Consider the following 15,020-nt stretch of genomic DNA (forward strand, 5'->3'; position numbering starts at 1 on the left):
CCCGAGCACCCGGACTACCCCCGCATCCTCGCCGTCTTCAACCAGACAACCGCCCCCCCTGCGCGCCCGCGACGTCTGCGAAGCCCTCGACCAAGAACTGCTGCCGAAGAACATCGAGCGCACCCGCACCAAGCTGAAACGCCTGGTCAAGCTCAACATCCTCACCGAGCCCAAGGCCGGCAGCTTCACCAGGAACCAGTAGCCCCCCGAACTGCCTGACCAGCAGCCCCGTCCCCAGCCTCAGCCAGGAACGGACATCACCTCACGAACCGCCCTCTAAGAGCTGCCCCGGAGCACGAAGACGGCACAACTGGGGGAGCTGGCAGGCGGGTTCGAACGGCCGGACGCGCTGGGGGTGCCACGCAGGATCGAGGAGTGCTTCCAGCGCCGGTCGGTCAGCCTGCCCGCCGATACGCAACAGCTGCTGCTGCTCGCGGCGGCAGAGCCTCTCGGCGACGCGGCGCTGCTATGGCACGCCGCGGACCACCTCGAGATCGGCCCTGACGCGGCCGCACCCGCACAGGCGGCGGGGTTGCTGGAGATCGGCGCCCGGGTGCGGTTCTCTCATCCGCTGGTGCGCTCGGCTGTCTACCGGGCCGCAGCTCCGCCTGACCGCCGCCGCGCGCACCGCGCGCTGGCCACCGTGACCGACCCGCAGGTCGCCCCCGACCGCCGCGCCGCGCAGCTCTTCTTGAGCCCGCGCACCATCGACGCGCACCTGCGCAACATCTTCCGCAAGCTCGACATCACCTCCCGCCGCCAGCTTCGGAACGTGCGGCTGCCCTGACCCTCAACCGCCTGGCTCTGTACGCGATTAGGAGCAGCAGATGTTCACCGCTTCGGGAGGCCGTCCGGAAGGCCGCAGCGTTCGGATTGTTCACGAGCTGCGGCGGCACCGGTGCCGGTGCTCAGTGGCGGTAGACGGCTGTCGCGTTCTCGATGAAGGATTGGATCAACGGGTTGGTGTCCCCTTCGTTCCACACCGCCACCACTCGGCTTGGCGCCATGTCGACCAGCGGTACCACGGCCAGCTCTGCGGGCAGGTCGTGTCCGAGGGGGGCCAGGCCGACCGTGCCGTTCCACAGCACGGCCTGGAGGCATTCCTGGACTGCGCGTACCACGGGGCCCTCGCGCGGTCTGCCGCCGTTCCAGTACGACTGCCAGATGGGGTCGGTGCCTTGCGGGAACTGGAACCAGCGGCGGTCACTCAGCTCGGCCAGCCGCAGCCGTTGGCGGTGGGCCAGCGGATCGTCGGCGCGCAGGACCACTCCGACCGGGTCGGTCCGCAGCACCCGCACCGTCAGGGCAGTCTCGTCGAACGGCGCCCGGGTGAGGGCGACGTCGACCAGTCCGGTGCGCAGCCCGCACGTCGGGTCGGTCAGGTCGGTGTCGCGGATGCGGATGTCGATGCCGGGGTGGCTGCGGCGGTAGGCGGCGGCCAGCCTGGACACTCCCGGGTCGGTGCTGTCGTCCAGGATGCCGACGGTGATGGTCGCGTTGCCGGCCACCGCGCTGATGCGTACGCCGACGCGGTCGGCGTGGTCGAGTAGGGCCCGTGCCTCGTCGAGGAGCACCGTGCCTACCGGCGTCAGCGCGATGCCGGTAGGTGAGCGGGTGAACAGCAGGGCCCCGACATCGGCCTCCAACCGCTTGATCGCCCGGCTCAGCGGCGGCTGACTCATGTGCAGCCGGGTGGCGGCCCGGCCGAAGTGGAGTTCCTCCGCGACCGCCACGAAATAGCGCAAGGTTCGTAGCTCCACACTGCAACGATACCCATGAGGTATTGGCGCTGCGGAATGGGTCTTGGACACTGGCAGGGCTCCGGCGGTGCACTGGTGAGCATGACCGAAGAAGCAAGGACCAGCGAGCTGCGGACCGACTCCGCCGTATCAGTGGTGGGTCCCGGCGGCGGTGAGACGATCGTTCTGGGCAGCACGCGCATGCGTGTGCTGGAGGACGGCAGCCACACCGGGCACCGCCTCGCGATCGCCGAGTCCGTCCTCGCCCCACACACCCAGGGACCGCCGCAGCACCGCCACGCCCAACACGACGAGGGCTTCTACATCCTTTCCGGCACCGTGCGATTCACCGTCGGGGACGACGACTACGACGCCACCACGGGCACGTTCGTGATGGTTCCGCCCGGTGTCCCTCACACCTTCGCCAACCTGACCGACCAACCCGCCGTCATGCTCAGCACATTCACCCCCGACCTGTACCTGCAGTACTTCCGCGACCTTCAGGAGGTGCTCGCCGGAGGTCAGCCGCTGACGCCGCAGGCCAATATCGACGCGACGAGCCGCTACGCGACCGAGCCCGCCACCGACTTCGCGTGAAGTCAGCGAAGCGGCTCGAGCGCCCCTCCGTTCAACCGGCGGGGCCGTGGTGCTCCCGCCCTTCACGTCCGGACCTGTCGAACGGCGGACCGGGCCTTCTCCAAGGGCTTCCCTGGCAATCGACGCAATCGACGGGTATCCGCGAACCGGCGGCCCATGAACGGGAACCATGAACATCGCCTATTGGATCGTCGCTGGACTGCTCGCCCTCTTCTACTTCTACGCAGGCACGCTGAAGCTGAGCCGGAGCCGCGATCAGCTCCGACCGATGATGGCCTGGGTCGACCGCGTACCCTTGCCCGCTGTCAGAGCGCTGGGGGCGGTCGAAGTATTCGGCGCGACCGGCCTGATCCTGCCGCCGCTGACCGGCATCGCACCCTCGCTGGCGCTGGCCGCAGCCATCGGCTTCGTACTCCTGCAGACCGGTGCGATCGCCGTCCACTCGACCGGCGAAGACCGCCGGATCGCGCTGAACGTCGGGCTCATCGCCACCGCGGCCGTAACCGTCTGGCTGGCCACCAGGCTGTGATCGAGCACAGTCCTCGACTCGTGGATGCCATCGCATGGCCAGCCGCCCCACGGCCGCTGTCATTCCTCGTGAACATCGAACACGCCGCCATCCACGTGCTGCTCGGTGAGGCGTACATCTGCCGTCGCAACTCGTGAACAAAGCCAACCGCCGTGCGCCCGGGAGGCCGGGAGGTATAGGCGATGTTCGCCGATGCGACCGCAGTGCGGCAGCGCGGAGCATGGACACGCGGGACGTTCTGACCCAGGAAAAGCGCAACGGCGCCAGAAGGGCGTCACCCCTCACGGAACCACGCCGCACCACCCCCGATGACCATCCTTCAACACACGACTGACAGAGGTGGGCTTGGCATGACGGAAGCACGGCTCGACACGTCGGCGCATGGGAGCGTCACACGGAATTTTGAGCACCCCGCACGGCTTTCCTTGCCCCAACTCATGGAGCATTCCGCGTTAGGCCCCCACAATCGGCTGCCCGCGCGATACCGCGGGCCGCGACAGGTGACCGGCGACGGGTGGGTGGGATTCGCGACCCGGCTGGAACGCGGCGAGGAGATCGCTCTCATTCGTAGCCTCACGGCCGGCAATCGCCGTGTGCTCGACGTTGGCGGTGGCAGCGGGGAGATGGCGCGCGCCGTCGCCGGGCAGATCGGGCGTTGCACGGCCGTCGAGCCGCACGCTCAGCTGGTGAAGTCGATCCGGGACGAGGCCACTACCGGCGCGGTGGACGTCTTCGCAGGGACCGCCGAGGAGCTTCCCTTTCCCGACGCCTCGTTCGACGCCGTCTACTGCGCGTGGGTCCTCCCCTACGTCAGCGACATCGAGCATGCCGTCACGGAGATGATTCGGGTCTGCGACCCGAGCGATCCGGAGTCGAAGATCGTGCTGATCGCAGGGGGTTCCGGGAACGAACTCCTGACACTTCTCAACGAGGTCTGCGTGCCGGTCGCCGAGGAGCCCTACGACCATCACGGCTACCTGCTGTCGACCGCCGCCCAGGTGCTCGCCGAGCATGGTTTCGCCGACTTCTCCCTTCACCGGACCGAGGCGTCGATCCGGTTCGGTGATGTGGGAATGGCGGAGCGAGTCGCGACGGGGGCGGGCGTGCTGACCGAGTTCTGGTACGGACCGCACCCGAAGGCCGAGAAGATCAGAAGGGCCCTGGAGCCGGCCTTGGCACGCCACTTCGCGCGCCGGCCACACGGGATCGGCGACCAGGCCGCGGTCCTGGTCGCCCGCCCGGGCTCCTGACCCCCGACGACGCCCAGCCGGGTGGGCACACACGCAGCCGCCCGCCGCCGGACCGCGGCGGCCAAGGGCGGGGACGCCATCTCCGAGGTCAGACTTTCCCGATTGCGAGGACTTGGATGCTGGACACGCGGACGCGTCACGGTGGGATCGTGGGCAGGACCGAGTTGCTCAGGAGACTGCTGTCGGCGCGTCATCACAGCACGCGCACGGGACTCACCTGTCACGTGGTGACGGGCGAGCCCAAGGTGGGACGGACCGCCCTGTTGACCATGGTGTGCCGTCCCACACCGTCCCACGCCGGTCCGGCGGTTCTCATCGCGTGCTCCCGGCACGCGAACCGGCTGTTCGCGGCGCTCGTGGACGGGCTGCTCCGGCTGGCCGCCGACCGTCGCCACGCCGATGGCGTCGCCACGCAACCGAACGCCCATGTCCGGCCCGGCAGTACGCCCGCCTGGAGACAGGCCGAGGACGGCGTGCCGGCCGGCTTCCTGGACCTGGTGGAAGCGCTGACCCGCGACGCCCCCCTGATCATCGCGCTGGACGATGTCGACCAGGCGGACCCCGCCTCACTCGTCCGCCTGCGGCGCGCCCTGCGGGACATCGCGCACCTGCCGGTGACGCTCATCGCCTCGACCCGGAGCGGCGAACCGGCCTTCGCACCGGCCGAACTCGCGGATCTGTTAGCCGGCGCCCGCGCCATCACCTTGGGCGGTCTGTCCGAGCAGGAGACCGGCACCCTGCTGTACGAGCGGCTGGGCCGGCCGTTCGGCGACGACCTCGTCGCGACGTGTCATCGGATCACCGCCGGCAATCCGTTCATGATCAGCGCCGTGTGCGACTGGATCCGGGCACAGGAGCCCCCGGTGCGCGCATCGGCCGAGCTGCGGGACGCCGTGATCCCATCCGCGGCTGAGGCGGTGATCCGCCGCGCGAATCGCGTCGATCCGCGGGCCCGGTCGGTGGCCGAGGCGATCGCCGTCGCGACCGTTTCCGGCGAGGCGGATCCCGCGCTGGTGGCAGGGATCAGCGGGAATCGTCTCAAGGACACGCTGGCCACGCTGGACCTCCTGGCGCGGATGCGTCTCGTCACCGACGACCACGCGGTGGCGCTGCGCCACCCATTGCTGAGCACCGCGCTGCTCGGCTCCATGACCGTGATGAGCCGCAACGCGGCGCATCTGACCGCCGCCACCTTCCTGCACCGGCGCCGCGACGCGGCGCGGCGGGTGGCCCGTCACCTCGCGGCGTCGACGGTGCCCCTGGACACCCCCTGGTCGGTGACCGCCCTGATCACAGCCGCCCGGTCCGCCGACACCACCGCACGGGACCGGGTTCGCTACCTGGAACACGCCGCCCAGGCCGGCGCCGCCCAACCAGGGGCCGAGGGCGCGTGGTCCCGCGTCGCGCCCGAGCTCGCCACCGCCCGGATCGCACTCGACCGACGAGGAGGCCTGCGCGCCGCGGTGGAGATGCTTAGCCGCACCACCGACGTGGCGCTCTGGCGCCGGCTGCTCGGCCTGATCGGCGCCACGCTGTGCGAGGGCTACCAACGCGACGACGCACGCGGCGTCCTGGAGGCGGCGCGGTCCGCCGTCGCGGGAACGGAGTTGCACGACTGGCCGCAGGACTTTCTCGCCTACGGCCGGTCCATGGCGCCGACGTCGGCCGCCACCCGAGCCCTCGAAGGCGTCGGCGCCTCCCCTGCCTCTGGCGACACGCGCCGCCCCCATCCCGCTCCCATGGCGATGAGCGCCCTCTCCTCGTATCTGCTGGGCGGGGAGCCGTCGACCGCGCTCGCCGACGCGCGCGAAGCTCTCGAGCACGACCTCGACGACCTCCTCCTGCACCCGCCGGCGTTGCCTGCCGCGCTGACGGTGCTGATCGGCTGCGGTCACCAGGCGGAGGCGTTCGCGCGTCGGCGTGTACTCGTCGACGACGTGCGCCGACTGCCTCGATGGGTGCGCTTCGCTGTAGAACTCACCGAGGCCGCCGGACACTACGCCGCGGGTGAGCTGTCCGCGGCGCGGCAGGTGCTCACGGATCGGCTCCCGGATCTGCCGATGCATGGCCACGGCTATGGCCAGTTCCGGAGGGGCCTCGTCGGCCTGCTGGCCAACCTCCACCTGGACCTGGGCGACCCGGCCACCGCGGAGTCGCTGCTGCGCCGTCACTACCACGAGGGCCAGCCACCGCTCAAGTGGTACGACGCCGACGTGCCGCTCGCCCGAGCGAGGTTGCGGGTGAGGGCCGGTGACCTGGCGGGGGGCGCCGGGGAGCTGTCGGGGATCGTCCGGCGCCGCGAGGCGGCGGGGGCCTGGGGACCCGGGACGCTCCACTGGCGGAACGAGGGTGCCCATCTGCTGGCGAAGACGGGATCTCCCGACCAAGCGGTGCGAGACGCCCGCCGGCAGCTGGAGTTCGCGGAGCGGACCGACTCCCGGCAGGAACGCGCGCGGGCGTTACGGGTGCTGGGCGCGCTCTCCGGTGGGCCGGAGGCGGTGGAGCTGCTGACGTCGGCAGCCGATCTGATCCAGGAAACCGGGCATGACCTCGAAACGGCGCGAACGACCGCCGAGTTGGGCACGGTGCTGGCACGGCTGGGCCGGCACGGGGAGGCCGTGGCCACCCTGACCCGCTCGGCGCGCTTAGCTGCCGGCCGAGGTGCGCGTGAACTCGCCGACCGGGTGCGGCTTCAGCTCGTGGCCCTGGACACACGCGCCCCACGGGACGCCTTCCTGCGGGGCATCCGCTCGCTGACCCCGCGCGAACGGGAGATCCTGATCGACGCGATGCTGGGTCAGGCCAACAACGCGATCGCCGGCAACCGGCACATCACGCGCCGCACGGTGGAGCTGCACCTGTCGAGTGCCTACCGCAAGCTCGGTATCTCCGGGCGGGGCGAGTTCGGCGAGATCCTCGGCAGTCCCGGGCTCTGGGAGATTCTGACCGACGGCGCCGCGACTTCGGCGCGGCGCACCGAACCCTTCGGTGGTGGACCGTGATGTGCTGACGTCACGCGCGAACAAGACTGTGATCACAGGACAGCCGGCCAGGGCGAGGTGTCGCCTCGGCGCCGATTCGCACCCATGTGGAGATGCCGATGGAAGCACAGGACGCCTCACGAGACGACGCCAGCCGGGACCCCTTCACCGCGATCGTGGTGTTGTCCGGCGGGATGGATTCCACGACCCTGCTCGCCCATCTCGCGGCGCTGCGCTTCAGGCTCGTGGCCGTGACGGTGGAGTACGGGCAGCGACATCGAAAGGAGATCGACTCGGCCCGCCGGATCGCCCGGCACTACGATGCGGAACACCATGTGCTGGAGATCGCGGGGTTCGGTTCACTGCTGGCGGGCGCGGCCCTCACCGACGAGCACGTCGCCGTGCCTGACGGGCATTTCGCGGAGGAAGCCATGCGCGCCACGGTTGTTCCGAACCGCAACGCCGTGCTGGCGAACCTCGCGGTGTCGGTGGCGGTGGCCCGGCGGGCCGACACCGTGGCGCTCGGCATGCACGCCGGCGACCACTTCGTCTACCCGGACTGCCGGCCCGTCTTCGTCGACGCGCTGCGCCACCTGGTGACGGTGGCCAACGAGGGGTTCGCCGCGCCGCGCGTCGAGGCTCCCTTCTTGACGTGGTCCAAGGCCGACATCGCCCGGCACGGCGTGCGACTCGGCGCGCCGCTGGAGCTCAGCTGGTCGTGCTACAAGGGCGGTGATATCCATTGCGGAACGTGTGGGACCTGCTACGAGCGGCGTGAGGCCTTCCGAGAGGCCGGCCTCACCGACCCCACCGAATACCTGGATGGCGTCACACGCTTCGCGGCGCCTTGACCGTACCCGCGTGACGAACCCGCGTGACGGGCGTGTCGTCGTCAGGTCGACGGCCGGGAGACGCCAGCCTGATCGAGGATCCCGGCCGCCTCGGCCGCCGTCGCGTGCCAGAGGCGGCCCAAAGAATCGTCACCGTACTCGACGAGCCACGGCTTGCGGTCGGTCAGATAGTGAACCACCCAGGGTGATTCCTCGAGATCCCGCTGGTACTCGGCCGGTACGTACCGGTCTCCCGGGATGGATGCCGAGCCGAAGCTGCGGTTGAGAAAGTCCACCGGAATGACGTTCCATCGAGGGTCGAGCATTTCGAACCGGCCGTCCAGAACATAGTTAAGGGTGTCCTGGTCGTCCAGCGCGGGTCGCCATTCCGGATCGCGCATCAAGGCCGTGACACGCCGTGTCACGGCCTGCTCGCGCCATCTCGCGACGTCGACGGCCATCACCCCGGAGTTGAAGTAGGGGAACGTGCCCGCGCGTCGACCGAACGGAAAGCGCTGCGGGCCGATATGGGGCGCGGCGAGCTCCGGACCGTAGACGTCGCGAGCCGCCGCCAGCGGATAGTCGGCGGCGATCGGACGCAACAGCGCGTGGATACTGGCACACGCGATGACGTCGCAATCGAGGTAGACCAAATACGTCGCGTCGATCAGCTCTGGAGCCATGGCGCGCGCGTAGGCCATGGCGCTGAGGTGCGCGATGCGTATCTCGGGGACCGAGATCTCGACGTCGATGATCCGCACCTCGCAGTTCCCCTGTCGACCCACGGCCTCGACCATCGTCCGGTCCGCCGCCGTGAGGGACGAATCGCACAGGCAATAGAGGTTCAGGGGCTTGGCGGATGACCAGGTGCGGATGACCGAGTGCATTGCCACACACGCCGGCCATGCGTAGTTGGAGTCGAAACACAGGACCACACCGTCAGCATTCGCGTTCACGGATGTCCTTCCTCGGTACACGCTTCCCGTATCTGAGGGGCGAGAAACCGGCGTCGTGGATGCGCGGGCGGGTACCGAGCATATGCGCTGGACCGGTCTCCGGCCACCCCATCATGAGAGCCTGGCAGATCTCTCGGTCACGACCGTGATGCATACAGCGCGTGCCGCGGAGATCCTTGAGTACAAGGAGGTTGGCCCATGCCTTTCGGCATCTCGAAAGAATTCCACTTCTCGGCGAGTCACCGACTCGACGGTCTCGCGCCCGACCATCAGTGCTCACGCCTCCACGGTCACAACTACATCGTGGAACTGACGCTTTCGGTCGGCACGGACAACCTGGGCAAGGTGGGGTTCGTGCGGGACTACGGTGATCTGAAGGAATTCTCCCGCTGGTTGGACGGCGAGGTGGATCACCGGCATCTGAACGACCTGGTCCCCTTCAACCCCACGGCGGAGAACCTGTGCCGCTGGATCTATGAGCGGTGGACGTCTCGCTATCCGGAGTTGAGCGCGGTGCGCGTCTCGGAGACGGTCAAGACGTGGGCGGAGTACAAGCCATGAGCGCGGCTTCGGGCTCCGGGACGGAAGGAGGTGATGCCGTGGAGACGCCGAGGCTCGTGGTGAACGAGATATTCGGCCCCACTTGAACTGTGCAGGGAGAAGGACCTTCACTGGGGCGTCGTTGCGCCTTCGCCCGGCTGGGCGGGTGCAATCTCGCCTGCCGCTGGTGTGACACTCCTTACACCTGGGACTGGACCGGCCGGAGCGACACCGGAATCGTCTACGACCCCAAAAAGGAACTGCGGGTGATTCCCTATACGGAAGTCCGTGACCGCCTGGTCGCCTACGACGTTCCGCTCATCGTCGTATCCGGCGGCGAACCGTTGAACCAACAGACCAGGCTCTATCCGTTGGTGCGAGATCTCCGCGATTCAGGACACGACATCGAAATCGAGACCAACGGAACAGTCGCACCGGACCCCCGGCTCGCGGAGTTGGTGCGGTTCAACGTGTCGCCGAAGTTGGCTCACTCGGGGGACCCGGAAAGCAGACGCATCGTCGGAAGAGCGCTGACGGCGTTCGCCGCCGTGCCGGGCACCGCCTTCAAGTTCGTCTGCCGCACCGCGGCCGACCTCGACGAGGTCGGGTTGCTCGTCGAACAGTACGGCATCGACTCGGTCTGGGTGATGCCGGAAGGACGGAACCAGGTGGCGATCGACGGGTCCCTCGCCCGGTTGCGAGACCCCGCCATTGCCCGCGGTTGGAATCTGACCACCAGGCTGCACATCACGATGTGGGGCGATCGGAGAGGCGTATGACGCTTGCAGACCTACCTCAAGACCATGCCGTACGCGATCCCTTGGAGGCAGTGGCGCGGCAGCTCCTCATCGAGATTGGCGAGGACCCCGACCGCAGTGGCCTGCGGGGCACTCCCGAGCGATTCGCCCGATGGTGGCGGGAATTCAGCAACTATCAGGCCGGTCAGGTCGAAACGCTCTTCCCGCTGCACACCGACGGGCAGATCGTCATGGTCTCGGACATCAACGTGTGGTCGCTGTGCGAACATCATCTACTGCCCTTCTCGTGCGCGCTGACCATTGCGTACAAGCCCGGGGAACACGTGCTGGGACTGTCCAAGTTCGCCCGGATCGCCCACCGCCACGCGCACCGGCTCCAAGTCCAGGAACGCCTGGTACGCGAGATCGCCGAGGAGATCTCCAAGGTGACCGGGACAGACGACGTCGCCGTCATCGGCCACGGCGAGCACCTGTGCATGAGCATGCGAGGCATCCGCACCTCCGCGCTCATGACTTGCTCGTTCTTCGACGGGATCTTCCGCGACTACGGACCACCCCGCGAGGAGTTGATCAGGATTGCCTTTCCCAGGAGCTGAACGGCGTCCGCCACGACTCCGAGCCCACGCCCACCCCGACTCGTCGTCATCCGACATCTTCGCGCTGCGGGCGGACACATGAACATCGCATTCGTCATGCTCACCTACCACTCCGACGAACCCGCGGGGATCGAACGCTCCCTCGCCTCCCTCGCCGCCGGACTGCGCGCGCTGGGCCATCGCACCCTCATCATCGCCGCGAGCTCCTCGGACAGCGTCCCCGACCCGCACGTAGTCCGCCTCACCTCGGTGACGTTCCCCCGCCCTGTCCCCTACGAGGAGATCCCCATGCTGCTCGCCGACACCGAGGCGATCGGGCGGGAGGTTCGGCGGATCCTCGCGGACCACCGGATGGATGTCGCCTGCTGGGGCGACGCGGTGTCCGGTCTGGGCTTCCTCAGCCCTGCGGGGCCGGGGACGCGCACCGCGCTCATGGTGCACTTCCCTCGCACCGACGAGGCGATGCGCCAGAGTTTGGCGAACGAGCCCGACGCGGTCGTCACCGTGAGCCAGTTCATGATCGAGGAGGCCGCCCGAGCCGGCATCGACTCCCGTGCCTGGCACGCGCTCCCCAACGCTCTCCTCACCGAGGGCGGCGCGCCCGACAGTGCCCGGCGCGAGGAGCTCCGCCGCACGGGACCCGTCCGGGTGGTGGCACGCGCCGATCCCCAGAAAGGGGTCGCCGACCTGTTGCGGTCGCTGCCACCGGGACTCGACCGGCCCGTCCAGGTCGTCCTGGCCAAAGCGGGGTTCGAACTCCTGCCGGCCCTCCAGGACCGGTATCTGCGGGAGTGTTCCGAGCTGGCCGACGCGCTGGAGGACGTGGAGATCCTGCCGCCCCTGCCCTGGAGTGAGGTCCAGCCTTTCTTCGCGGAGGCGGCCGTCGCCTTGGTGCCTTCAACCGGTCCCGAGAGCTTCAGCAATGTCGCCGCCGAGGCGCTCTCCGTGGGAACCCCCGTCGTCGGTTTCCGCATGGGCCATCTTCCGGTGCTGGTCGGAGCTGGTGGACGCGCCGTCGAGTTCTCCGCGAAGGGAGACGGGGACCTCCCGGCGTTGCGAGGGCCCGCTGTCCACATCCCTTCCGTGGCACGACGTATGAGCGCGCTGTGGTCGGCCACCACCGAACTGCTCGGCGACGAGGCGGGCTACCTCGAGGCCTCACGCCAGGCGCAGCTGCGGACCATCTCCCATACCCCGACCCATGTTGCGGAGGAATTCCTCAAGATCGTGGGGTTGTGACGTGCCGGGCGGCCAAGCCGCCCGTCCGCACGTAACACCAGCAGAGAGGATGGAAAACGATGGCGACATTACTCATCACCGGCGGCGCCGGGTTCTTGGGGTCGCATTTGACGGCACATTACCTGAGTATGGGTCATCGCGTGCTGTGCGTTGACAATTTCCTGACCGGCACTCGTGCGAACCTGGCCGAGTACGTGTCGAACGACCGGCTCGAAGTCATTGAGCACGACGTGACGCTGCCGTTCTCCAGGGCCGGTGACGTCGACGTCATCGTTCATCTGGCGTCTCCGGCCAGCCCTCCCGACTACCTGCGCCTGCCGATCGAGACGCTGGGTGCCGGCTCGTTGGGCACGTTCCATCTGCTGGACGCGGCGGTCTCGGCGGGGGCCCGTTTCGTCATGGCGTCGACGTCGGAGGTCTACGGCGATCCGGCCGTACACCCGCAGCCCGAGTCCTACTGGGGCAACGTCAATCCGATCGGGCCCCGGTCCGTCTACGACGAGGCCAAGCGCTTCAGCGAGGCGCTGACTGCCGCCTACCGTCGTCACCGGGGCGCGGACGCGGGGATCGTGCGGATCTTCAACTGCTTTGGGCCGAAGATGCGCGGGGACGACGGTCGCGCGGTCCCCACCTTCATCAGACAGGCGCTCGCCGGGGAACCACTGACGGTCGCGGGTGACGGCTCGCAGACCCGTTCGCTGTGCTACGTCGACGACATCGTGGAGGGCATCGTCCGCTTCACGGAGAGCGGTGACGGCGGCCCGGTGAACCTGGGGAACCCCGAGGAGGTCAGCATGCTGGAGCTGGCCGAGGAGATCATCGCCATCACGGGTTCCGCGTCCTCGGTGGAGTTCGTCGAACGCCCGCCGGACGATCCCGAACGGCGGCTCCCTGACATCGCGTTAGCGAGGAACGAGCTGGGCTGGGAGCCGAAAGTGACTCGGGCCGACGGGCTCGCGCGGGTGATCGAGTGGTTCAGGGACCACCCCGAGGTTGTTTGACGGCTGAGGTCGGTCGCCTCGTCGAACGCTTCGCCGCGGTTCACCGCGCGGCGATCGCAAACGAAATGGCCTGGCGAGCCGCTGGTCCGGTCACGACTGCGGGCACCCGACGACGCGAACAGTTCTCGTCGGGCGGGTCGATTCGCTACGGGTGTGGGCTGACGCCGACGTGTGGCGTCAGCCCACGTGCGCAGGGGCTGCAAGACACCCGGCGCGGTGTGCGTTCCCCGCGATTCTCGGTTGGAGCCCGTGAGCCAAGGGGTGCCCTACATCTGTACATGCAGGCACACGTGCAGCACAACGTGCACAGCGAGGTTCCCAGGCTCGGACTTGTGCAGCAATTCGACGGGGACACCGCCGCATCAATGTGCGGTGGGGAAACCCCCTCGCTGGGGCGTGAATGCCACGAAATGCCGAGGCCAGTACCCCTCCACGCTATCGGCAAACATTGCGAAAGCCGAGGCGTACTACGCCCCCTCTCAGCCTGAGCTCGTACGCGACATGGCCGAGCTGATCCCCGCGATGATCAACCTCTACCATCGCGCCGGAGCGCCACCGCTTCGCACCATGGAGGGCCATGCCGGCAGCCACGGTGAGCTGCCGCACAGCACCATTCACCGCATCCTCCACGGCAAGGCGATCCCCACCAAGAAGCAGTTCATCGCCTGGATCGAAACCTGCGGTATCACCTCCGGCAAGGACCGCATCGCCTGGCTCCGCGCCTGGGGGCGCACCCAGGAAGCCCGACTCCGCAAGGCTGCGGCCGCACGCACGCCTCCTATGTGGAACGCCGTGACCTTCACCACCGGCCGGGAAGCACCCGACGGCAAGGAGGTCGAGCAGGACGCCGCGTAGCCGGTCCACGCACCCCTGGCCCCAGACCAGCCGGTTCTGGGGCCACCGCTCTGTTCGGCCCTTGCGCGTGTCTGAACGCCACAGCCAGGTCGGCGTTGTCCGCTCGGACGCACGGCCAGACCGGCGTTGGTTGCACCCGTCGTCGACGGGGACTGTTTGCGCGGGTTGATTGGGCGGCGCTGGGGACCGACGACGAGGTGGACTTTCGCTACGTCCCGGGCCGTCGCTCGCGCGGAAGCTTCTCGCCGCTGTGAAGGAGCAAGGGCCTCGGGGAGAGCATCTGGAGGCGTTCTTCGGGTGCCTGTACTACGCGGCGATGCGGCCCGCCGAGATCGCCGCGCTCAAGGAGAGCGATTGTCTCCTGCCGCCGGATGGCGAGGAGACTGCGGGCGAGTGGGGGGAGTTGCTGTTGGGGGAGAGCCGACCGGAGGTCGGGGCTGGGTGGACGGACCGATAGTGGCGAGTCGTATGAGAAGCGCGGGCTGAAGCGGCGGGCGCGCCGGGCGACGCGGTCGGTGCCGGTTCCGCCCGTGCTGGTGGGGATGCTGCGGGAGCACATGCGCAGGTACGGGACGGCGGAGGATGGGCGGTTGTTCCGGGCGGCTCGGGGTGGGCGGGTGCGGTCCACCGAGTACTGCGAGGTGTGGAGTGCGGCCCGGGGGAAGGTGCTGACGCCCGAGGAGGCCGCCACGCCGCTGGCTGAGGTGCCGTACTCGCTGCGGCATGCCGGGGTGTCGTTGTGGATCAAGGCGGGCGTCGATCCGGCGGAGGTCGCGCAACGGGCCGGGCACAGCATCGCCGTGCTGGGCCGCTTCTACGCGAGGATCCTGCACGGGAATCGAGCACGGTCGAACCAGCTGATTGCGAAGGAATTGGCTGGTGAGACGGTGTGAGACGGGCCCGGATTTGGCCCGTGTATGGCCCGTGAGAACTGATCTGGGCCGGGATAGCGGTGACTCAGAGTGAGACGGACAGCGGAAGCGGGTGCCGCCCGGGAGGCGGCACCCGCTGTGAGCTGCGGCTTTGCCGCAGAGGCGGAGGCGGTGGGATTTGAACCCACGGTGACGGGTTACGCCACGACGGTTTTCAAGAACGTTGGAGAATTCCGACAGCAGAACCCTGACCTGCGACGATACACTGCTTCGGGCG

14 protein-coding genes and 2 pseudogenes are annotated in these 15,020 nt (G+C 68.6%); 14 read left to right on the top strand and 2 right to left on the bottom strand.

The window, feature by feature from the left end; genetic code table 11:
* A pseudogene (locus ACTWQH_RS19085) lies at positions 1-202 on the top strand (hypothetical protein); the annotation flags it as partial.
* 477 nt (positions 203-679) lie between these two features.
* Positions 680-787 (top strand): annotated as a pseudogene (locus ACTWQH_RS19090) (LuxR C-terminal-related transcriptional regulator); the annotation flags it as partial.
* A 121-nt stretch (positions 788-908) separates the two neighbouring features.
* Here ACTWQH_RS19090 and ACTWQH_RS19095 read toward each other — a convergent pair.
* Entirely contained in the window at positions 909-1,760 is an 852-nt protein-coding gene (locus tag ACTWQH_RS19095) for a LysR family transcriptional regulator (protein WP_443287832.1), read from the bottom strand.
* Between the two features lie 81 nt (positions 1,761-1,841).
* On the opposite strand from ACTWQH_RS19095, the gene ACTWQH_RS19100 reads away from it, so the two are divergent.
* From ACTWQH_RS19100 to queC, 5 genes are all read left to right on the top strand, one after another.
* A complete protein-coding gene (locus tag ACTWQH_RS19100; protein ID WP_443287833.1) occupies positions 1,842-2,336 on the top strand; it encodes a cupin domain-containing protein in 495 nt (164 codons plus the stop codon).
* 169 nt (positions 2,337-2,505) lie between these two features.
* Positions 2,506-2,865 (top strand): DoxX family protein, encoded by a 360-nt coding sequence (locus ACTWQH_RS19105; RefSeq protein WP_443287834.1) that lies wholly within the window; start codon positions 2,506-2,508, stop codon positions 2,863-2,865.
* Between the two features lie 350 nt (positions 2,866-3,215).
* Positions 3,216-4,115 (top strand): class I SAM-dependent methyltransferase, encoded by a 900-nt coding sequence (locus tag ACTWQH_RS19110; RefSeq protein ID WP_443287835.1) that lies wholly within the window; start codon positions 3,216-3,218, stop codon positions 4,113-4,115.
* A 116-nt stretch (positions 4,116-4,231) separates the two neighbouring features.
* Positions 4,232-7,117, top strand: coding sequence for an AAA family ATPase (locus ACTWQH_RS19115; RefSeq protein ID WP_443287836.1), 2,886 nt, complete (start codon positions 4,232-4,234; stop codon positions 7,115-7,117).
* Between the two features lie 98 nt (positions 7,118-7,215).
* Positions 7,216-7,947, top strand: a complete 732-nt coding sequence (queC, locus tag ACTWQH_RS19120; protein ID WP_443287837.1) for a 7-cyano-7-deazaguanine synthase QueC — start codon at positions 7,216-7,218, stop codon at positions 7,945-7,947.
* A gap of 41 nt (positions 7,948-7,988) precedes the next feature.
* On the opposite strand, the gene ACTWQH_RS19125 is transcribed toward queC, so the two are convergent.
* On the bottom strand, positions 7,989-8,882 hold the full coding sequence (locus ACTWQH_RS19125) for a glycosyltransferase family 8 protein (protein WP_443287838.1): 894 nt from the start codon (positions 8,880-8,882) through the stop codon (positions 7,989-7,991).
* 198 nt (positions 8,883-9,080) lie between these two features.
* On the opposite strand from ACTWQH_RS19125, the gene queD reads away from it, so the two are divergent.
* The 7 genes from queD (at position 9,081) to ACTWQH_RS19160 (ending at position 14,764) form a co-directional block, all read left to right on the top strand.
* Complete coding sequence (queD, locus tag ACTWQH_RS19130; RefSeq protein WP_443287839.1) at positions 9,081-9,443, top strand: 6-carboxytetrahydropterin synthase QueD; 363 nt, start codon at positions 9,081-9,083, stop codon at positions 9,441-9,443.
* Positions 9,444-9,532: 89 nt separating this feature from the next.
* Complete coding sequence (locus ACTWQH_RS19135) at positions 9,533-10,201, top strand: 7-carboxy-7-deazaguanine synthase QueE (protein ID WP_443287840.1); 669 nt, start codon at positions 9,533-9,535, stop codon at positions 10,199-10,201.
* Positions 10,198-10,776: a GTP cyclohydrolase I gene (gene folE / locus ACTWQH_RS19140; RefSeq protein WP_443287841.1), complete on the top strand. Its 579-nt coding sequence runs from the start codon at positions 10,198-10,200 to the stop codon at positions 10,774-10,776. Before ACTWQH_RS19135 ends, folE begins: the two co-directional genes overlap by 4 nt.
* 78 nt (positions 10,777-10,854) lie before the next feature.
* Positions 10,855-12,015: a glycosyltransferase family 4 protein gene (locus tag ACTWQH_RS19145; RefSeq protein WP_443287842.1), complete on the top strand. Its 1,161-nt coding sequence runs from the start codon at positions 10,855-10,857 to the stop codon at positions 12,013-12,015.
* 59 nt (positions 12,016-12,074) lie between these two features.
* Positions 12,075-13,016: a UDP-glucuronic acid decarboxylase family protein gene (locus tag ACTWQH_RS19150; RefSeq protein WP_443287843.1), complete on the top strand. Its 942-nt coding sequence runs from the start codon at positions 12,075-12,077 to the stop codon at positions 13,014-13,016.
* 501 nt (positions 13,017-13,517) lie between these two features.
* Positions 13,518-13,871 carry a hypothetical protein gene (locus ACTWQH_RS19155; protein ID WP_443287844.1) on the top strand — a complete coding sequence of 118 codons (354 nt, stop codon included), beginning with the start codon at positions 13,518-13,520 and terminating at the stop codon, positions 13,869-13,871.
* 617 nt (positions 13,872-14,488) lie between these two features.
* Positions 14,489-14,764, top strand: a complete 276-nt coding sequence (locus tag ACTWQH_RS19160; RefSeq protein WP_443287845.1) for a hypothetical protein — start codon at positions 14,489-14,491, stop codon at positions 14,762-14,764.
* The last annotated feature ends 256 nt before the right edge of the window (positions 14,765-15,020 follow it).

The organism is Streptomyces sp. 6N223 (genome assembly GCF_052246635.1).
Lineage (GTDB): Bacteria > Actinomycetota > Actinomycetes > Streptomycetales > Streptomycetaceae > Streptomyces.